The following is a 20,628-nucleotide window of genomic DNA, read 5'->3' as shown; positions in this document are numbered from 1 at the left end:
GTTGACGCTGCTGGTAAGGTTAACCCGCCTCGCTATAGTGGCGCTGCTGGTCGCCAAACCTGGCGCCAGCCGGAGTCGCCTTCTTCCCGGTGGCTCCGCCCTACTCCCCCGGATCGCGTCGGATACCTTCCTGCGCGACTCCGGATCCTCCCCCATGAATATCCTCATCGGTTTTTTGACAAAACAATCTGGTTTGACCACAGTTAAAGTCTGACCGTTAAACTGGTCTGACAACCTGGCGGGATAATAACCATGAACCTGTACCTGCGACTGCTTTGGATCTTGATCTCATCATGCTGGAAACCGCGCATGTCGATGGATGCCCTGACCAGCACCCTGCAAACCCGAGTGTGGCTGAATGACATCGATATCAATCTGCATATGAACAATGGTCGCTATCTGACGGTTTGCGATCTCAATCGGGTGGATATGTTTATCCGCACAGGCCTGATGAAGTTAATGCTGAAGCGGCGTTGGTCGCCGATAGTTAGCCAACTGAACATGGATTACAAAAAGGCGCTGCAACCATTCCAGCGTTATCAAGTCAGCATGACCATTACCCACTGGGACGATCGTTACTTTTATGCGACCCACACTTTCAGCGTCGGTGATCGGATCGTAGCGTTGGGTACGTCACAGGCTGTGGTGCTTGGGAAAGAAGGCGTGGTGGCGCCGGAAGAGGTAGTGAAAAGCGTGCAGCAATATCAGCAGGCAAAAGAGAGTAAGCCAACCGCGCCGCAGTGATGGAATGAGTCCCTGATGCTGTAATGGCCCCTGGTGTTGGCCGTGTATCTTTTTGCTGCCTGCACCCGGCTTGAAAACAGATGCAGGCAGCTTATTCTGTGAGACAGGCAGCCCCCCCTAGGAACGCGAATCACACATATGATGCTAATTAATCATATCGACGATAAAATGTGAATGTCTTTTGAGTGTTATTTTTGGCACTGGCGAGTATGTTTTGAGTTTGATTAACAAAATCAAACGGATATAGGCGCAGCCATCCTGACTTCATCTATAATCGAGCCAGCAGGCAACCTCGGGACATCCAATGCTCGTGGTCAGCATCAGAAAAATCGAGGTGATCATGAAAAAAACGCCAAATTATGCAGAGGCCATTAGCGCCTTGTTGACCCAAAAAGGGGTGGGTGACAGGAAGCATGCATCCACGCTGGCGAGCATACTTAACCTTCAATACAACAGCGCCAAGCAGAAGCTGGACGGGAAAAGAGGCATCACTCTCGACGAGGCAAAAAAGGTATTTCAATACTTCAACGAATCGTTTGAAGGGCGCAGAGCCCATAATTGCGTGTTTATCATGAACAGCATACATAAACGATGCAATATTGAAGTGGATGACAAACCGGTAGCTAACATTGAGGATGCGGAAACCTACGCATTCAGAAAAGACGATCTTTTTGTTATTAACACCGGCAGAGATAAAAGCGCGGCTGCCGAGCTGTATAAGGTCAAAAAAATAGACTTTCTGCCGGCGCCAAGAATAGCCATACTCGACAACGACCAGGACATTCTGGAGCTGCTAAAGAAAATCACCACCCGCTACGGGATTGAAACAGACACTTACTCGACGGCGGCAGCGATCATCGACGGCCTGGAGCGGTACGCCTACGAAGCCTTTATTCTTGATTGGTTGTTAGACTTCGGTGAGACGTCCGAAAAGGTCGTAGAAAAGATCAAAGACCGAGTGGATCCCCCTGCACAAATCATCATCCTGACCGGCCAGTTAAACCACTATGAGAAAAACATAGGCGATATGATATTAAACTACGACGTGCATTTGGTTGAGAAACCGGCCAAGCCGCTGATTATCTCTTCACTGCTGCTTTCCCATTTATTTTTCAACTGATTTTATTGGCAGGCAAATCAAAAATGACGCCCCTTTGCCCTCGGCTGATTTCACTCTGATGGTGCCTTTCATTCTGGTCACATAGTTCTTTATAATGGTCAGCCCCAAGCCCAGCCCCTGCCGCGTCTCTCTTTCCAGCCCCTGATTAAACGCCTTGTATAATCGGTCAATATTTTTCACGTTAAAGCCGATACCGTTATCCTTCACCAGAAGATGAAGACGGCTATTATAAACCTTCACATTCACAGTGACCTGACCGCAATACGTATATTTGTCTGCATTGCTCAACAGGTTGACGAGTATTCGATATAGCTTGTATTTATCGGAGTAGATCCCCCCTGTATGGGACGAGTGCCGGACAATAAATTGATTGCGGCCCTCCCCACTCACCGCGGCGACGGCATCGTCAACCACCTCATTGAGTGAAAACAGAGAGTCGTTTATCTTTACCTCCCCCATTTCAAGCCTTGAGTAATCCATGACCTCACGGGTTTGCTCTGCAATTTTATTGCCATGGTGCGAGATTAGCCGGGCTTCTTTTTTCAGCTCATCCTGAACCAGCTCATGCTCCATGATGTCTGCGGCAATCACGATAGCCTGCGTTGAGCCGGCAATCTCATGATAGATGGAGGAAATAAAGATATTCTTATTTTTGATTATCTCCTTCAGCGAGAGCGCATTTTTCAAGATAAGGAACATCATCAAGAAAATCAGCGCCAGCGAGATAATGGCAAATAGCTCGGCTTTGCTCGAATTATCTTTGATGATGTCTTTAACCTCGGTGAAATTCCTTATCTGTATTTTGTAAATTATCTCTTGAATATCGACCAGAGTAATTTCCATATCGCCCATAAAGGAGAGTATATCGGCTTTGGTCTTCGTGCCATTTGCCAGCCCTGCGCTAAGTAGATCCAGCTCGGCATACTGACGCTTCAAAACCGCAAGGGTGTTGATAAACTCTTCGTCGTAATAAAAAGAGTCATTGAATGTGGAACGGTTTTCAAGAATGGCAATTTTTGATGCAAATATTTTCTTTTTGAGCTTAAAAGCGTCGTAGTGATCCTCATCGCCCAGAAGCAGTGCGGTTTTCGTTCTTTCAAAGGATAAAAAGAGAATTTCAGCGACGGAGTAATTATCGAGATTAGGCTCAATCTGCTTGTATCGTTCTTTCACACTGCCGAAATTTACGGCAATCAACAGGATCAAGAACAGCAGCGCCGCAATGAGGGTGATGAGAGTCCCGATAAATTTCTTGCTCATTTCACTTAACCTCTAGCATTTTTATTTGCCAAACGGTCTTTGCGTTCACATCAATCTTGTTCAATTCTGGGTGGCTATCGCGAGGATAGATGATCGCAAACGGCCCTAACTGTGCAACGTCCATCAGCTCGCCATTTTTCTTATAGGCGATAATAACTTTGTATTTATCCAGCTCAGCAACGGGCATTGAATATGAATAATCATCCCAGGCAAAAGCGCGAACCTTGCCTCCCTTCAGGCCATATTCCTTTGCCAGTACGCTAAACTCAACGCCGGTAAAAACGGCCTCAGGGGTGAAATTGGTAGAGGTTTTAATCGAAGAGGATGGCATCGCTTCTAACGCTTGTAGAGTAATTTTGATCTTCTCGCCATCGTTCTTTTTAAGATAAAAATAATCAACGCTCGCATAGAGCGGCGCACTAAACAGGGAAATCATAAATAATGCTATCAGTCCTTTGATTTTCATTACTTTTCACCTTTACGTTTAACCAGTTCCGCCTGACCAAATTCATCCTGGCCAATGGCAACCCAGCCACGCCGCTGATAAAACACCTCAGCCCTGGAGCCCAGATCGGTAGTGAGATGGATTTCTTCGGCGCCATTCTCAAACAACCATGCCGTTACGGCGTTCAGTAAAGCGGAGCCTATACCTTTCGACTGGTACTCCGGCTTGACAAACAGCCCGCCGATCAAGGGGTCAGGAATAAAGAGGCCGAAACCGACACCGGCATAATCTTCACCGTATTTGCAAATCCAGCCACCGCCCTGATTGATATCATCCAGCGCCTGGGTTCTCTGAAGGTATTGGATCTGGTGAGGATGAAGCGGATTCTCTTCGACGGAAAATCTGATTTCATACAGGTAAGGCAGGTGTTTTGCAGCAAGTTTTTCGAAGGTGATCAGGCTGTCCATATCTGCACAATCCTTGGTTGACATAGTACACAGGCGATTTTAGCCATTATCTCGGGTTTCTTCATAGTAGCAAAGATTGCCTCTGGGGGAGCGGGCAAAAAAAAACCGCCCCCGGAGGAGCGGTTTATCTGGCAAGGGCCCGGCAAGCCGAACCCCGGGGCATTCAACGATTAATCGTTGTTGCCACCCAGGCCTGCGTTCAGCAGCTCAGCCAGGTTAGCCGTAGCTTCTTCCGCGCTCACCTGCGGAACAACCGGTGCTTCACCCTGTGCTTTACGGCGCATGCGGTCCTGATGATAAGCGTAACCGGTACCGGCTGGGATCAGACGGCCCACGATGACGTTCTCTTTCAGGCCACGCAGTTCATCACGCTTACCGGCAACAGCCGCTTCGGTCAGAACGCGCGTCGTTTCCTGGAACGATGCTGCGGAGATGAAGGACTCGGTCGCCAAGGAAGCCTTGGTGATACCCAGCAGATCGCGTGAGAAGGTTGCCTCGATTTTACCTTCAGCAGCAAGCTGACGGTTGGCAATCTTAACGCGTGACACTTCAGCCTGCTCGCCTTCCAGGAACTCGGTGCTACCTGCGCTGACGATGGTGCCTTTACGCAGCATCTGACGAACGATAACTTCAATGTGTTTATCGTTAATCTTAACGCCTTGCAGACGGTAAACTTCCTGCACTTCGTTGGTGATGTAGCGGGTAACCGCATGCACACCACGCAGACGCAGAATGTCGTGTGGAGATTCTGGGCCGTCAGAAACAACGTCACCACGCTCCACAACTTCGCCTTCAAACACGTTGAGCTGACGCCATTTTGGAATCATCTCTTCGTAAGCGTCGCTGCCGTCCAGTGGAGAGATGACCAGGCGACGTTTGCCTTTGGTCTCTTTACCGAACGAGATAATCCCGCTGATTTCAGCCAGGATTGCCGGCTCTTTCGGACGACGAGCTTCGAACAGATCCGCAACGCGTGGCAGACCACCGGTAATATCCTTGGTACCGCCGGATTCCTGAGGAATACGCGCCAGGGTATCACCCGCACCGATCTGAATGCCGTCTTCCAGCTGCACAATCGCTTTACCTGGCAGGAAGTATTGAGCAGGCATATCAGTACCTGGGATCAATACGTCGTCGCCTTTGGCATCAACGATTTTCAGTGCCGGACGCAGGTCTTTACCGCTACCGGTACGTTCTGCGCTGTCCAATACTACCAGAGAAGACAAACCGGTCAGTTCGTCGGTCTGGCGTGTAATGGTCTGGCCGTCAACCATATCAGCGAAGCGGATGAAACCACTCACTTCGGTGATAACTGGCATGGTGTGCGGATCCCAGTTAGCAACGGTTTCGCCGCCGTTAACTTCTGCACCGTCACCTTTGCCCATCACGGCACCATAAGGCACTTTGTAGCTTTCTTTGGTACGGCCGAATTCGTCGATCAGCTTCAGTTCGGTGTTACGAGAGGTAATCACCAGCTTGCCTGCGGCGTTCATTACGAACTTCACATTGCTCAGCTTCAGAGTACCCTTGTTTTTCACCTGGATGCTGGATTCAGCAGCCGCACGAGATGCCGCACCACCGATGTGGAACGTACGCATCGTCAGCTGTGTACCCGGCTCACCGATTGACTGTGCCGCGATAACGCCGATAGCTTCACCTTTGTTGATGATGTGACCACGTGCCAGGTCGCGACCATAGCAGTTTGCACACACACCAAAGTCGGTTTCACAGCTAACTACGGAACGGACTTTAACGCTGTCGACAGAGTTCTCTTCCAACAGGTCACAGGTCTTCTCGTTCAGCAGGGTGTTGCGTGGCACCAGGATATCAGCCGTACCCGGCTTGATGATATCTTCTGCTGTCACACGGCCCAGAACGCGTTCGCGCAGTGGCTCTTTAACGTCACCACCTTCGATAACCGGAGTCATCATGATGCCGTTGTGAGTACCACAGTCGTCTTCGGTGACTACCAAGTCCTGCGCCACGTCAACCAGACGACGGGTCAGATAACCGGAGTTAGCCGTTTTCAGTGCGGTATCCGCCAGACCTTTACGAGCACCGTGCGTGGAGATGAAGTACTGGAGTACGTTCAGACCTTCACGGAAGTTCGCGGTGATTGGCGTTTCGATGATGGAGCCGTCCGGCTTCGCCATCAGACCACGCATACCGGCCAGCTGACGAATCTGAGCGGCGGAACCACGCGCACCGGAGTCGGCCATCATAAAGATGCTGTTGAAGGAAACTTGCTGTTCCACAACGCCGTCACGGTTAACCACGTCTTCAACCGACAGGTTTTCCATCATCGCTTTAGCAACACGTTCGTTTGCCGCAGCCCAGATATCGATCACTTTGTTATAACGTTCACCGGCGGTAACCAGACCAGATTGGAACTGCTCCTGGATCTCGGCCACTTCGGTTTCCGCTTCTTCGATGATCTCCGCTTTCTTGGCCGGGATAACCATGTCATCGATACCTACGGAAGCGCCTGAACGGGCTGCGTAAGCAAAACCGGTGTACATGATCTGGTCAGCAAAGATAACGGTCGGCTTCAGGCCCAGGATGCGGTAACAGGTGTTCAGCATCTTGGAGATAGCTTTCTTGCCCAAAGGCTGGTTAACGATCGAGTACGGCAGACCGCGCGGTACGATCATCCACAGGATGGCGCGACCCACGGTAGTGTCGATGATCGAAGTCTGGTGTACAGACTCGCCTTCGGTGTTTTTGATCTCTTCGGTGATACGCACTTTGACACGCGCATGCAGAGAAGCCAGACCGGCGCGGTAAATACGCTCCGCTTCTTTCGGGCCGCTCAGCACCATGCCTTCGCCTTTGGCGTTAACACAGTCACGGGTCATGTAGTACAGACCCAATACAACGTCCTGAGAAGGAACGATGATTGGCTCGCCGTTCGCAGGTGACAGGATGTTGTTGGTAGACATCATCAACGCACGCGCTTCCAGCTGGGCTTCCAGCGTCAAGGGTACGTGTACAGCCATCTGGTCACCATCGAAGTCGGCGTTGTATGCCGCACAAACCAGCGGGTGCAGCTGGATTGCCTTGCCTTCGATCAGAACCGGTTCAAACGCCTGGATACCCAAACGGTGCAGGGTTGGTGCACGGTTCAGCAGTACCGGGTGTTCGCGGATAACTTCGTCCAGGATGTCCCAAACGACAGCTTCTTCGCGCTCAACCATTTTCTTGGCGGCTTTGATGGTGGTGGCCAGGCCACGCAGCTCCAATTTGCCGTAGATGAACGGTTTGAACAGCTCCAGTGCCATTTTCTTAGGCAGACCGCACTGATGCAGACGCAGGTATGGACCTACGGTGATTACAGAACGACCAGAGTAGTCAACACGTTTACCCAACAGGTTCTGACGGAAACGACCCTGCTTACCTTTGATCATGTCGGCCAAAGATTTCAGAGGACGTTTGTTGGAACCGGTGATGGCACGACCGCGACGGCCGTTATCCAGCAGGGCATCTACCGCTTCTTGCAGCATACGCTTTTCGTTGCGCACGATGATGTCAGGCGCAGCCAGATCCAGCAGGCGTTTCAGACGGTTGTTACGGTTGATCACGCGGCGATACAGATCGTTCAGATCTGAAGTCGCGAAACGACCCCCATCCAACGGAACCAGCGGACGCAGATCCGGCGGCAGTACCGGCAGCACGGTCAGGATCATCCACTCTGGCTTGTTGCCAGACTGTACGAACGCTTCCAGCAGCTTAATACGCTTGGTCAGCTTCTTACGCTTGGTTTCGGAGTTGGTTTCGTTCAACTCTTCACGCAGCTGCTCGCACTCGGCTTCCAGATCCATGTTTTTCAACAGGGCCTGAATAGCTTCCGCACCCATTTTGGCGTCGAATTCGTCACCGAACTCTTCCAGCGCATCCAGATACTGCTCTTCAGTCAGGATCTGACGACGCTCGAGGTTGGTCATACCGCCTTCAACAACCACATAGGATTCGAAGTACAGTACACGCTCGATGTCACGCAGCGGCATATCCAGCAGCAAACCGATGCGCGAAGGCAGCGATTTGAGGAACCAGATGTGCGCAGTCGGTGAAGCCAGCTCGATGTGGCCCATACGCTCACGGCGTACTTTGGTCTGGGTCACTTCAACGCCGCACTTCTCACAGATCACGCCGCGGTGTTTTAAGCGCTTGTACTTACCGCACAGGCACTCGTAGTCTTTTACCGGCCCAAAGATACGGGCGCAGAAAAGGCCGTCACGTTCTGGTTTGAACGTACGGTAGTTAATGGTTTCCGGCTTTTTAACTTCACCGAACGACCACGAACGGATCATGTCTGGCGATGCCAGAGCAATCTTGATCGCATCAAACTCTTCGGTCTTAGTTTGCGCTTTCAGAAACTTCAATAAGTCTTTCACGGATTGGCTCCTGTCGGAGTTAAACCTGTTGGGTGCACGCTGACAAATCGCGCACCCGTGTGACCTGAACAACCACCCTCAGGCTCCCTAAGGCCGGGAGCCTGAGCCGGAAAAACGATTACTCGTCTTCCAGTTCGATGTTGATACCGAGCGAGCGGATTTCTTTCAACAGTACGTTGAAGGACTCCGGCATGCCTGGTTCCATGCGGTGATCGCCATCCACGATGTTTTTGTACATCTTGGTACGGCCGTTAACGTCATCCGACTTAACGGTGAGCATTTCCTGCAGGGTATAAGCCGCGCCGTATGCTTCCAGTGCCCACACTTCCATCTCACCGAAGCGTTGACCACCGAACTGCGCCTTACCACCCAGCGGTTGCTGAGTAACCAAGCTGTAAGAACCGGTTGAACGGGCGTGCATCTTATCGTCAACCAAGTGGTTCAGTTTCAGCATGTACATATAGCCAACGGTAACCTGGCGCTCGAATTGCTCACCGGTACGGCCATCGAACAGCGTAATCTGACCCGAGGTTGGGATCCCGCCCATTTCCAGCAGTTGCTTGATTTCAGTCTCTTTCGCACCATCAAACACCGGCGTTGCGATTGGCATACCTTTTTTCAGGTTCTCTGCCAGACGCAGAACTTCGTCGTCGGTGAAGGTGTTCAGGTCAACTTTCTGGCAGACATCGTCGCCCAGATCGTAGGCCTTCTGAATGAACTCACGCAGCTTGGCCACTTCCTGATGCTGCTTCAGCATTTGGTTGATTTTCTCACCAATGCCTTTCGCAGCCATACCCAGGTGGGTTTCCAGGATCTGACCGATGTTCATACGTGATGGTACGCCCAGCGGGTTCAGTACGATGTCAACCGGCGTGCCGTTTTCATCGTAAGGCATATCTTCGATCGGGTTGATCTTGGAGATAACACCTTTGTTACCGTGGCGGCCTGCCATCTTGTCACCCGGTTGGATCTGACGTTTAACGGCCAGATAAACCTTAACGATTTTCAGCACGCCTGGTGCCAGATCATCGCCCTGGGTGATCTTACGACGCTTGGCGTCCAGCTTCTTCTCGAAGTCGGATTTCAGTTCGTCGTACTGCTCTGCCAGCTGTTCCAGCTGGTTTTGCTTCTCTTCGTCGGTCAGGCCCAGTTCCAGCCAGCGATCGCGTGGCAGTTTGCTCAGCTTCTCAGCTTCGACACCGCCGGCAACCAGCACCGCATGGATACGTGTGAACAGGCCTGCTTCCAGGATCTGCAGTTCTTCAGTCAGGTCTTTCTTCGCCTGCTTCAGCTGCATCTCTTCGATTTCCAACGCACGCTTGTCTTTTTCCACGCCATCGCGGGTGAAGACCTGCACGTCGATAATGGTACCGGAAACGCCGTTTGGTACACGCAGAGAGGAATCTTTAACGTCAGATGCCTTCTCACCGAAGATCGCACGCAGCAGTTTCTCTTCTGGCGTCAGCTGGGTTTCACCTTTTGGCGTTACCTTACCGACCAGAATGTCACCACCGGTCACTTCAGCACCGATATACACGATACCGGATTCATCCAGTTTGGAGAGCGCAGCTTCACCCACGTTAGGGATGTCGGCAGTGATCTCTTCAGGCCCCAACTTGGTGTCGCGAGACACACACGCCAGTTCCTGGATGTGGATGGTAGTGAAGCGATCTTCCTGAACTACGCGCTCGGACACCAAGATGGAGTCTTCGAAGTTGTAGCCGTTCCATGGCATGAATGCCACACGCATGTTCTGGCCCAACGCCAGTTCACCCAGGTCAGTGGACGGGCCATCTGCCAGCACGTCGCCGCGCTCGATTGGCTCACCCAGATTCACACACGGCATCTGGTTGATGCAGGTGTTCTGGTTAGAACGGGTGTACTTGGTCAGGTTGTAAATATCGATACCTGCTTCGCCCGCGTGCATCTCGTCTTCGTTAACTTTGATAACGATACGGGAAGCATCCACGTACTGGATCACACCGCCACGGCGAGCTACGGCAGTAACACCGGAGTCAACCGCTACAGCACGTTCCATACCGGTACCTACCAGCGGCTTGTCAGCACGCAAGGTTGGAACCGCCTGACGTTGCATGTTCGCACCCATCAATGCACGGTTGGCGTCATCGTGTTCCAGGAATGGAATCAGTGAGGCACCAACGGAAACAACCTGCTGGGTTGATACGTCCATATAGTCAACCTGATCGCGGCTGAACAGGCTTGATTCGCCTTTGCTACGACAGGTGACCAGGTCTTCTACGAAGCGGCCGTCATCATCCAGGTTGGAGTTCGCCTGAGCGATAACGAAGTTGCCTTCTTCAATAGCAGACAGATAGTTAATTTCATCGGTAACCAAACCGTCACGCACGCGGCGGTACGGAGTTTCCAGGAAGCCATACTCGTTTGTCTGTGCGTACACGGACAAGGAGTTGATCAGACCGATGTTTGGACCTTCCGGCGTTTCGATTGGGCACACGCGACCGTAGTGAGTCGGGTGTACGTCTCGAACTTCAAAGCCGGCACGTTCACGGGTCAGACCGCCTGGGCCCAATGCAGAGATACGACGCTTGTGCGTGATCTCGGACAACGGGTTGTTCTGGTCCATAAACTGAGACAGCTGGCTGGAGCCGAAGAACTCTTTCACCGCCGCCGAAATTGGCTTGGCGTTGATCATGTCCTGTGGCATCAGGGTGTCCAGATCGCCCAGGGACAGACGCTCTTTAACCGCACGCTCAACACGCACCAGACCTACACGGAACTGGTTCTCAGCCATTTCGCCAACGGAACGGATACGACGGTTGCCCAAGTGGTCGATATCGTCCACTTCGCCTTTACCGTTACGGATATCGATGAGCTTCTTCATCACTTCAATGATGTCGTCTTTGCTCAGGATGCCCGAACCTTCGATCTCGTCACGCAGCAGAGAACGGTTGAACTTCATACGGCCAACCGCAGACAGATCGTAGCGGTCTTCAGAGAAGAACAGGTTCTCGAACAGGCTTTCGGCAGCTTCGCGCGTTGGCGGCTCACCTGGGCGCATCATGCGGTAGATTTCTACCAGCGCGCTCAAACGATCGCTTGTTGGATCGACACGTACGGTCTCAGAGATGTACGCACCATGGTCCAGATCGTTGGTGAACAGCGTTTCAATACGCTTGTGGCCTGACTGGCTCAGTTTGGCCAGCAGATCCAGCGACAGCTCCATGTTGGCTGCGCAGATCAGCTCACCGGTATTGGTATCGATATAGTCCTTCGCGACCACTTTGCCCGCAATGTACTCAACCGGTACTTCAATACTCTGAATGTCGTCTTTTTCGAGCTGACGGATATGACGAGCGGTGATACGACGGCCTTTCTCAATGTAGATCTTGCCGTTGGCTTCGATATCAAACGAAGCAGTCTCACCACGCAGACGCTCTGGAACCAGCTCCATCTGCAGCTTGTTATCACGGATCTCGAAAACTACTTTCGCAAAGAACAGGTCAAGGATCTGCTCAGTGGTGTAGTTCAATGCACGCAGAATGATGGTCGCAGGCAATTTACGGCGACGGTCAATACGTACAAACAGGTTGTCTTTCGGGTCAAACTCGAAATCCAACCATGAACCGCGGTAAGGGATGATACGTGCGTTATACAGCACTTTACCCGAAGAGTGGGTTTTACCCTTATCGCTGTCGAAGAATACGCCAGGACTACGGTGAAGCTGAGATACGATAACCCTCTCAGTACCGTTGATCACAAAGGTGCCGTTTTCGGTCATGAGCGGAATTTCGCCCATATAGACTTCTTGTTCCTTGATGTCTTTGACCGTACCTTCCGGAGCTTCACGCTCGTAGATTACCAGGCGCAGTTTTACGCGCAGCGGTGCAGAGAACGTCACACCACGGATCTGGCACTCTTTGACGTCGAAGACCGGCTCACCAAGACGGTAGCTAACGTATTGCAGCTCCGAATTGCCACTGTAGCTCTGGATAGGGAAAACAGAACGGAATGCGGCTTCTAAGCCGTATTGCCCTTCTGGATCTTGCTCGATGAACTTCTGGAACGAGTCAAGCTGGATAGAAAGGAGATAGGGAATGTCCAAAACTTGTGGACGCTTACCAAAATCCTTACGAATACGTTTTTTCTCGGTATAGGAGTAAACCATAGGGTTCCTCAGCTCGCTGGAAAGTCGAACCTATCTGTCCGTCCGGATATAGGACGGTTCACGCAACACCATTTTGTCGACCGGAAAGCGGGAACACTTTCCGCAATACTCGTTTCTATCACGCTTAAATCATTTCGTTGCGCTGTACGGCAGATTTTGCTGCGGCAGGGAGGGCAATATATTAAGTCGTCGATAGAAAGAAATATTGGGGTTAGTCAGTAGCCAAACAGTGTGAAACTCTACTGACGCCCTACAGCGCAAAAAGGCTGGTGACCAAAAAGTCACCAGCCATCAGTCTGTTAGTTAAAACAGACTGCACTCAGAAAGCAGTGGCTTATTTAACTTCAACTTCAGCGCCAGCTTCTTCCAGAGCTTTTTTCAGTGCTTCAGCGTCGTCTTTGCTGATGCCTTCTTTCAGTGCTGCTGGTGCAGACTCAACCAGGTCTTTAGCTTCTTTCAGACCCAGGCCAGTTGCGCCACGTACTGCTTTGATTACTGCAACTTTGTTCGCGCCGATACCTTTCAGTACAACGTCGAATTCAGTTTTTTCTTCAACAGCTTCAGCAGCAGCAGCAGGACCTGCAGCTACAGCAGCAGCAGAAACACCGAACTTCTCTTCCATAGCGGCGATCAGTTCAACGATTTCCATTACAGACAGAGCTGCAACGCCTTCGATAATTTGGTCTTTAGTGATAGACATAACAAATGTTCCTAAAATTCAGAAATAGTTTAAATACGTAAGCAACGGATAAGAAAAAGGGCTTATGCCGCTTCTTTCTGATCGCGCAGTGCAGCCAAAGTGCGAACCAATTTGCCGGCAGCGGCTTCTTTCATGGTTGCCATCAGGCGTGCGATTGCTTCATCGTAAGTAGGCAGAGTTGCCAAGCGGTCAATTTGTGCCGCAGGGATCAGCTCACCTTCAAAGGCCGCAGCTTTAATCTCGAACTTTGCATTCGCTTTCGCGAAATCTTTGAACAGACGAGCAGCAGCGCCCGGGTGTTCATGAGAAAATGCAATCAAGGTAGGACCGACGAACGTGTCTTTCAGGCATTCGAATGGAGTGCCTTCAACTACGCGACGCATCAGGGTGTTACGAACAACACGCATGTAAACGCCAGCTTCACGACCTGCTTTACGCAGTTCAGTCATTTTATCAACGGTAACGCCACGGGAATCCGCAACAACCGCAGACAGCGCGCCTTTGGCTACTTCGGTGACTTCAGCAACAATCGCTTGTTTGTCTTGAAGATTTAATGCCATTAGCTTTTTGCTCCTGGATTTAGCCGGGGGAAATCCCCGGCACTCACATCACTCAACACCTTGTGATAAATCACGCAGTGAGAGCGTTCAAACACGGTGAGCAGAATCCAGCAAAGACAATTTAAAATTTTCTTTAGGCTCTGTCACCGTCTACGCAGGAAGGATTAAGTATCTTTCGATACACCTGCGGTCTTGGACGGAGGCCTGGATAGGCCAGGCTCCAACCGAAAAATCTTTGTTCCGCTTATGGCTATTGCCAATAGCAAAACCTTGGGGCATAAGATTCTAGACGAACCTTAGCCCCAAGTCAAAGCGATAATCGCAGGGCGATTAGTTCGCTACAGCAGTCAGGCCGCTTTGATCGATAGCAACGCCAGCACCCATGGTGGTGGAGAGGCTAACTTTCTTGATGTACACGCCTTTAGCCTGAGATGGTTTTGCTTTTTTCAGCGCAACCAGCAGGGCTTCCAGGTTTTCTTTCAGCTTGTCTGACTCGAAATCAACCTTACCGATAGTGGTATGGATGATGCCGTTTTTGTCGTTACGGTAACGAACCTGGCCTGCTTTAGCGTTTTTCACTGCTTCAGCAACGTTCGGAGTAACGGTACCCACTTTCGGGTTTGGCATCAGGCCACGTGGACCCAGGATCTGGCCCAGTTGACCAACAACGCGCATTGCATCCGGGGAAGCAATAACAACGTCGAAGTTCATTTCGCCTTTCTTGATCTGGTCTGCCAGATCTTCCATACCTACCAGCTCTGCGCCTGCAGCTTTAGCAGCTTCAGCGTTAGGGCCCTGGGCAAATACGGCAACGCGAACGGAACGACCGGTGCCGTTTGGCAGAACGGTAGCGCCACGAACGTTTTGGTCAGATTTACGAGCGTCGATGCCGAGGTTAACAGCAACGTCAACGCTTTCTACGAATTTAGCGGTGGCCAGCTCTTTCAGCAGAGCAACAGCTTCGGTGATGTCATACTGTTTAGTAGCATCAACTTTGTCACGGATCACGCGCATGCGCTTGGTCAGCTTAGCCATTTCTTAATCCTCCACTACCAGGCCCATGGAACGAGCAGTACCTTCGATGGAGCGAGTCATCGCTTCAACGTCAGAACCAGTCATGTCCGCAGCTTTGGTTTCTGCGATTTCACGTACCTGAGCACGAGTCACTTTACCTACTTTGTCTTTGTTCGGCTTGCCTGAACCAGACTTGATACCAGCCGCTTTTTTCAGCAGAACTGCTGCTGGCGGGGTTTTGGTAACGAAAGTGAAGGAGCGATCAGAATAAACGGTAATAACAACCGGAATCGGCAGACCTTTCTCAACGCTGTCAGTCTTAGCATTGAACGCCTTACAGAATTCCATGATGTTAACGCCTTGCTGACCCAGAGCTGGACCAACTGGCGGACTTGGGTTAGCCATACCGGCTGCAACTTGCAGCTTAACGTAGGCTTGTACTTTCTTGGCCATTTACAATTCCTCGGTTTGGGTAATATCGCCTCAATAGAGGCTCCCCGTGTTTCACCCCGCTCAACTCAATGAGCAAGGCCTATAAAAACAAAAGGCGCGAAATTATAGTTCAATTTCGCGCCTCTGACAAGCGGCAAACGCCACTCGCTGCTGATTAATTGATCAGCCTTTTTCAACCTGAGCGAAGTCCAGTTCCACCGGCGTTGCACGGCCAAAGATGGAAACAGAAACTTTCAGGCGGCTCTTCTCGTAATCCACTTCTTCAACAACACCGTTGAAGTCAGCAAACGGACCATCGTTAACACGGACCAGTTCACCCGGTTCGAACAGCGTTTTAGGACGCGGCTTATCACCCACCTGCTGCAGGCGGTTCATAATCGCATCAACTTCTTTGTCGCTGATCGGTGCCGGACGGTCAGAGGTACCGCCGATGAAACCCATTACGCGCGGAACGCTACGTACCAGGTGCCAGCTGGCGTCATTCATCACCATCTGAACCAAAACATAGCCCGGGAAGAATTTACGTTCGCTTTTGCGACGTTGGCCACCACGGATTTCAACAACTTCTTCCGTAGGTACCATCACTTCGCCGAACAATTCTTCCATATCGTGCAGTTTGATGTGTTCACGCAGCGATTGCGCTACGCGACCTTCAAAACCGGAAAACGCCTGAACGACGTACCAACGTTTTTTTGGAGCTTCAGACATTTTAGAACCTCAGGCCAGTAATAAACGATACCAGACGGACCAGAATACCGTCCAGGCCCCACAGAATCAGTGACATCACGGCAGTTACTGCGGCAACGATCAACGTGGTATGTAGCGTTTCCTGACGAGTTGGCCAGATCACCTTGCGCACTTCAGTACGCGCTTCGCGTGCAAACGCAACGGTGGCCTTGCCTTTGGTGGTCATCAGCGCCACGGCGCCAGCAACAGCGATAACCACTACAACGGCCAGCGCACGTAATGGCAGGCTGAAATCACGGTAGTAATAGTTACCGACAATCGCTACAACCAACAGAACGGCGACGATCAGCCACTTAGCCGTTTCCAGGCCGCGCCCGCTCCCTTGAGCCTCGGTATTCGCACTCATAAACCAACCTGTCACAATGAATTCAGAACAGACAACTTTGCCTCGCACAGCAAGACAAACCAAACCGATCAAATGCCGCTCGGCGGCATTTCGGTGTTTTACGCTATGACGTATCTCAGTCAATACGGCTTTAAGAGCCCATCTCACCAATGATTATGACTGCAAAATCGCTGATGAGATAGGTTCTAGTTCACAGCGTAGAAAAAGGGCATCAAATGATGCCCTTTTACCGCGTGTCGCGTCAAACGTTATCAGCGATTAAGCGATAACTTTGGCAACAACACCAGCGCCAACGGTACGGCCGCCTTCACGGATTGCGAAACGCAGACCGTCGTCCATCGCGATTGGGTGGATCAGGGTAACAACCATGTTCACGTTGTCACCAGGCATAACCATTTCAACGCCTTCTGGCAGTTCGATGGTACCGGTCACGTCAGTTGTACGGAAGTAGAACTGTGGACGGTAGCCTTTGAAGAATGGAGTATGACGACCACCTTCTTCTTTGCTCAGGATGTACACTTCTGAGTCGAACTTGGTGTGTGGCTTGATTGAACCTGGTTTAGCCAGTACCTGACCACGTTCGATGTCTTCACGTTTGATACCACGCAGCAGAACACCTACGTTCTCACCAGCACGGCCTTCGTCCAGCAGTTTGCGGAACATTTCAACGCCGGTACAGGTAGACTTAACGGTGTCTTTGATACCAACGATTTCAACTTCTTCGCCCACTTTAACGATACCGCGCTCAACACGACCGGTAACAACGGTACCACGACCGGAGATGGAGAAGACGTCTTCGATTGGCAGCAGGAACGGCTTGTCGATAGCACGCTCTGGTTCTGGGATGTAAGAATCCAGGTAACCGGCCAGCTCGATGATTTTAGCTTCCCACTCAGCTTCGCCTTCCAGTGCTTTCAGCGCTGAACCACGAACAACCGGCAGGTCATCACCAGGGAAGTCGTAAGCAGACAGAAGTTCACGAACTTCCATTTCTACCAGTTCCAGCAGCTCTTCATCATCAACCATGTCGCATTTGTTCATGAATACGATGATGAAAGGAACGCCAACCTGACGACCCAGCAGGATGTGCTCACGGGTCTGAGGCATAGGGCCATCAGTCGCAGCAACAACCAGGATAGCGCCGTCCATCTGAGCAGCACCGGTGATCATGTTTTTAACGTAGTCGGCGTGCCCTGGGCAGTCAACGTGCGCGTAGTGACGGCTTGGGGTGTCATATTCAACGTGAGAAGTGTTGATGGTGATACCACGAGCTTTTTCTTCTGGCGCGTTATCGATCTGGTCGAAAGCACGTGCAGAACCGCCGTAGGTTTTAGCCAGAACGGTGGTGATTGCTGCAGTCAGGGTAGTTTTACCGTGGTCAACGTGGCCGATAGTACCGACGTTAACGTGCGGTTTTGAACGTTCAAACTTTTCTTTAGACATCGATTGTCCCTCTAAGACACGGATAAATCGGTGGTATCACCACATCAACCAAGCATTTGCTTGTTGAATCCAGAACAGAAAGAAAATCAGGGGGCGAGATGATAAGAAGTGGTGCTGATAGGCAGATTCGAACTGCCGACCTCACCCTTACCAAGGGTGCGCTCTACCAACTGAGCTATATCAGCACATCTTGGAGCGGGCAGTGGGAATCGAACCCACATCATCAGCTTGGAAGGCTGAGGTAATAGCCATTATACGATGCCCGCATCCTGGAACTCGGCTACCTGACTTTTCTGTAGAATTTTAAGGGAGGAGAAGGATTGTTTATCGCTTAACTCTCACCCTTCGAGCTGGCTGCGCTACGCGCTGTACAACTCGAACCTTGCGAAGGCTTTCGCCTTCCCCTTCTGCAAGTCAACCGTTGCGAGATTATCGCTGGCCTGTTAACTGCCTAAGGCAAGATATGGTGGTGGGGGAAGGATTCGAACCTTCGAAGTCTGTGACGGCAGATTTACAGTCTGCTCCCTTTGGCCGCTCGGGAACCCCACCAGATTTTAACTACTGTGACTTGATTGGTGCCGGCTACCGGAATCGAACTGGTGACCTACTGATTACAAGTCAGTTGCTCTACCAACTGAGCTAAGCCGGCATCAAGTGCAGCGCATTCTAGGTAGACCGGACGGCCTATGCAACAAAAAAATTGCGTTAGCTGCACTTTCGCTCACAAATTACCCAATTTTGCACAGTGTCTGGCAATTCACAGCGCATAGCGTGCAAAGATTCATCAACTGCAGGAATCATTCTCTACAATTTAATCCACTTTTTGCAAGCATTGACCCTTTCTTTCCCCGTGCCCGTTATCTCAAATCCGTAAACCCCAATCAGGAAACTGTGAGCGGGATCGATGCACCAAAAAAGGGATGAGTGCCCCACGTAATGACATCAACTACCATTATTTTTCACGCCTTTCGTCGCCAGAGCACCCACCGCCGCTCTGGCGCAATTATTGCAAGTCTTCATTACCCCCTCATCCAGGAGGAATGACCGATGAAAATTGTCCTGATTAATGCCGCCACGCTGCCCATTTACCGAGATGAACTGGCTCGCCTGTTGACCGATGCGGTAACGCATGGCGCCTCAGTGGGCTACGACACACTGATCCCGCATGAAGACGCCGAAAGCTATTTCCACAGCCTGAGGCCTGCCTTGGCCAAAGGCGAGCTGTTGTTGTGGATTGCCAGAGACGAGCGCGGCGTTATCGGCACGGTACAACTGGAGCTATGCCAGAAACCGAATGGACGCAACCGGGCTGAAGTACAAAAACTGTTAGTTCACAGCCGCGCACGCCGTAACGGTGTCGGACAAGCCCTGATGAAAGCATTGGAACAGTCGGCACTTCAGCAGCAGCGTGGCTTGCTATATCTCGACACGCAGGCAGGTTCCGCTGCAGAAGCGCTGTATCGCTCATTGGGCTATCGCTGCCTCGGAGAGTTACCCGATTATGCCGCCGCACCCGATGGCTACTATCACCCTACGGTCATTTACTACAAACACCTGTTCGCGGTGAACCAAGCCTCCCCTGCCATTGCCAGCTAGCATGAAAGCGGTATCATTTCCTTGAGATACCGCTTTGCAACGCCTCTGCCATCAACTGAGCGCCGCTTCTCACAATTGACATAAACTGCCGCCAATCGATAACTTTTGCGAAAAAAGTCTACGCCAAAAACCAAGCTGTCTATAATATGCAGCTTGTTTATTATCTGGAGTTGGCGTCCGGCGCCTTTCCCAACCTGCGTTAACAGGCAGAATTTGGCTTATGATAAAAAGAGATCAATCTTTAGCGACGCCCTATCTTCAGTTCGATCGTACCCAGTGGGCTGCGTTGCGAGATTCGGTGCCGCTGACACTGTCAGAAGAAGAGATTGTTAAACTAAAAGGGATTAACGAAGATCTCTCTTTGGAAGAGGTGGCTCAGATTTATCTGCCGCTGTCGCGGTTGCTGAACTTCTATATCAGTTCCAACCTGCGCCGTCAGGCCGTACTTGAGCAATTTCTCGGAACCGATGGACAAAAAATCCCCTACGTCATCGGCATCGCCGGCAGCGTTGCCGTAGGCAAAAGCACCACCGCACGTTTGTTGCAGGCACTGCTTGGCAGTTGGCCGGAACACCGCAGCGTTGAGCTGATAACCACCGATGGTTTCCTCCATCCTAATAAAGTGTTGAACGAACGTGGGCTGATGAAGAAAAAAGGCTTTCCACAGTCTTACGATATGCACAGCCTGGTCAAGTTCGTTTCTGAAGTGAAATCCGGCGCCAAACGTGTCACTGCCCCGGTATATTCCCATCTGATTTATGATGTTGTTCCTGAAGGAAATAAAGTCATCGAGCAGCCGGACATTCTTATTTTGGAAGGGCTCAACGTATTACAAAGCGGTATGGACTACCCTCATGATCCGCATCGCGTATTTGTTTCTGACTTTGTTGATTTCTCGATATATGTCGACGCACCGGAGGAACTGTTGCAGTCCTGGTACATCAACCGGTTCCTTAAATTCCGTCAGGGAGCGTTTTCCAATCCTGATTCTTATTTCCATAACTATTCCAAGCTTCCAGAGCCCGAGGCTGTAAATATAGCCACTCAGCTGTGGAATGAAATTAATGGATTGAATTTACAGGAAAACATCCTTCCGACACGTGAACGTGCGAGCCTGATTATGACCAAAAGCGCTAATCATGCCGTCGAGAGCGTTCGTTTGAGAAAGTAATTTAATTAACGAAAAGGGGCTTTA

At 51.0% G+C, this 20,628-nt stretch carries 16 protein-coding genes, 4 tRNA genes and 1 other RNA gene; 4 read left to right on the top strand and 17 right to left on the bottom strand.

Annotated elements, in window-relative coordinates; genetic code table 11:
• Window positions 1-252 precede the first annotated feature (252 nt).
• Window positions 253-744, top strand: a complete 492-nt coding sequence (locus LQ945_RS14745) for an acyl-CoA thioesterase (protein ID WP_270101071.1) — start codon at window positions 253-255, stop codon at window positions 742-744.
• 304 nt (window positions 745-1,048) lie between these two features.
• Window positions 1,049-1,864 carry a helix-turn-helix domain-containing protein gene (locus tag LQ945_RS14740; RefSeq protein WP_270101070.1) on the top strand — a complete coding sequence of 272 codons (816 nt, stop codon included), beginning with the start codon at window positions 1,049-1,051 and terminating at the stop codon, window positions 1,862-1,864.
• Here the strand turns inward: LQ945_RS14740 and LQ945_RS14735 are convergent.
• From LQ945_RS14735 to LQ945_RS14655, 17 genes are all read right to left on the bottom strand, one after another.
• Entirely contained in the window at window positions 1,850-3,124 is a 1,275-nt protein-coding gene (locus LQ945_RS14735; RefSeq protein ID WP_270101069.1) for a sensor histidine kinase, read from the bottom strand. The genes LQ945_RS14740 and LQ945_RS14735 overlap by 15 nt on opposite strands.
• Window position 3,125: 1 nt before the next feature.
• Window positions 3,126-3,590, bottom strand: coding sequence for an oxidoreductase (locus LQ945_RS14730; protein WP_270101067.1), 465 nt, complete (start codon window positions 3,588-3,590; stop codon window positions 3,126-3,128).
• Window positions 3,590-4,036 carry a GNAT family N-acetyltransferase gene (locus tag LQ945_RS14725; protein ID WP_270101066.1) on the bottom strand — a complete coding sequence of 149 codons (447 nt, stop codon included), beginning with the start codon at window positions 4,034-4,036 and terminating at the stop codon, window positions 3,590-3,592. The genes LQ945_RS14730 and LQ945_RS14725 overlap by 1 nt, the downstream gene beginning before the upstream one ends.
• 170 nt (window positions 4,037-4,206) lie before the next feature.
• Window positions 4,207-8,427 (bottom strand): DNA-directed RNA polymerase subunit beta', encoded by a 4,221-nt coding sequence (gene rpoC, locus LQ945_RS14720; RefSeq protein WP_262242645.1) that lies wholly within the window; start codon window positions 8,425-8,427, stop codon window positions 4,207-4,209.
• A gap of 118 nt (window positions 8,428-8,545) precedes the next feature.
• Complete coding sequence (gene rpoB, locus LQ945_RS14715; RefSeq protein WP_044554731.1) at window positions 8,546-12,574, bottom strand: DNA-directed RNA polymerase subunit beta; 4,029 nt, start codon at window positions 12,572-12,574, stop codon at window positions 8,546-8,548.
• Window positions 12,575-12,908: 334 nt separating this feature from the next.
• Complete coding sequence (gene rplL, locus LQ945_RS14710; RefSeq protein ID WP_012004743.1) at window positions 12,909-13,274, bottom strand: 50S ribosomal protein L7/L12; 366 nt, start codon at window positions 13,272-13,274, stop codon at window positions 12,909-12,911.
• A gap of 62 nt (window positions 13,275-13,336) precedes the next feature.
• On the bottom strand, window positions 13,337-13,834 hold the full coding sequence (rplJ, locus tag LQ945_RS14705) for a 50S ribosomal protein L10 (protein WP_037425754.1): 498 nt from the start codon (window positions 13,832-13,834) through the stop codon (window positions 13,337-13,339).
• 330 nt (window positions 13,835-14,164) lie between these two features.
• Window positions 14,165-14,869, bottom strand: coding sequence for a 50S ribosomal protein L1 (gene rplA / locus LQ945_RS14700; protein ID WP_012004742.1), 705 nt, complete (start codon window positions 14,867-14,869; stop codon window positions 14,165-14,167).
• 3 nt (window positions 14,870-14,872) lie between these two features.
• Window positions 14,873-15,301 carry a 50S ribosomal protein L11 gene (rplK, locus tag LQ945_RS14695; protein ID WP_015376316.1) on the bottom strand — a complete coding sequence of 143 codons (429 nt, stop codon included), beginning with the start codon at window positions 15,299-15,301 and terminating at the stop codon, window positions 14,873-14,875.
• Window positions 15,302-15,463: 162 nt separating this feature from the next.
• A complete protein-coding gene (gene nusG, locus LQ945_RS14690; protein WP_004953928.1) occupies window positions 15,464-16,009 on the bottom strand; it encodes a transcription termination/antitermination protein NusG in 546 nt (181 codons plus the stop codon).
• Between the two features lies 1 nt (window position 16,010).
• Entirely contained in the window at window positions 16,011-16,394 is a 384-nt protein-coding gene (secE, locus tag LQ945_RS14685) for a preprotein translocase subunit SecE (RefSeq protein ID WP_020828746.1), read from the bottom strand.
• 258 nt (window positions 16,395-16,652) lie between these two features.
• Complete coding sequence (tuf, locus tag LQ945_RS14680; RefSeq protein ID WP_012147227.1) at window positions 16,653-17,837, bottom strand: elongation factor Tu; 1,185 nt, start codon at window positions 17,835-17,837, stop codon at window positions 16,653-16,655.
• A 109-nt stretch (window positions 17,838-17,946) separates the two neighbouring features.
• A tRNA-Thr gene (locus LQ945_RS14675) sits at window positions 17,947-18,022 on the bottom strand.
• A 6-nt stretch (window positions 18,023-18,028) separates the two neighbouring features.
• A tRNA-Gly gene (locus LQ945_RS14670) sits at window positions 18,029-18,103 on the bottom strand.
• Window positions 18,104-18,140: 37 nt separating this feature from the next.
• A non-coding RNA gene (locus LQ945_RS14665) (RtT sRNA) lies at window positions 18,141-18,255 on the bottom strand.
• 46 nt (window positions 18,256-18,301) lie between these two features.
• Window positions 18,302-18,386, bottom strand: a tRNA-Tyr gene (locus tag LQ945_RS14660).
• Between the two features lie 24 nt (window positions 18,387-18,410).
• A tRNA-Thr gene (locus LQ945_RS14655) sits at window positions 18,411-18,486 on the bottom strand.
• Window positions 18,487-18,884: 398 nt separating this feature from the next.
• Between LQ945_RS14655 and LQ945_RS14650 the strand changes: the two genes are divergently transcribed.
• Window positions 18,885-19,433, top strand: a complete 549-nt coding sequence (locus tag LQ945_RS14650) for a GNAT family N-acetyltransferase (RefSeq protein ID WP_270101064.1) — start codon at window positions 18,885-18,887, stop codon at window positions 19,431-19,433.
• A gap of 220 nt (window positions 19,434-19,653) precedes the next feature.
• Window positions 19,654-20,604: a type I pantothenate kinase gene (gene coaA, locus LQ945_RS14645; protein ID WP_261093971.1), complete on the top strand. Its 951-nt coding sequence runs from the start codon at window positions 19,654-19,656 to the stop codon at window positions 20,602-20,604.
• Window positions 20,605-20,628: the final 24 nt, after the last annotated feature.

This window comes from Serratia liquefaciens (assembly GCF_027594825.1).
GTDB lineage: Bacteria > Pseudomonadota > Gammaproteobacteria > Enterobacterales > Enterobacteriaceae > Serratia > Serratia liquefaciens_A.
Note: the sequence above shows the minus strand (reverse complement) of the source record. Positions and strands in the feature narration are given on the sequence as shown.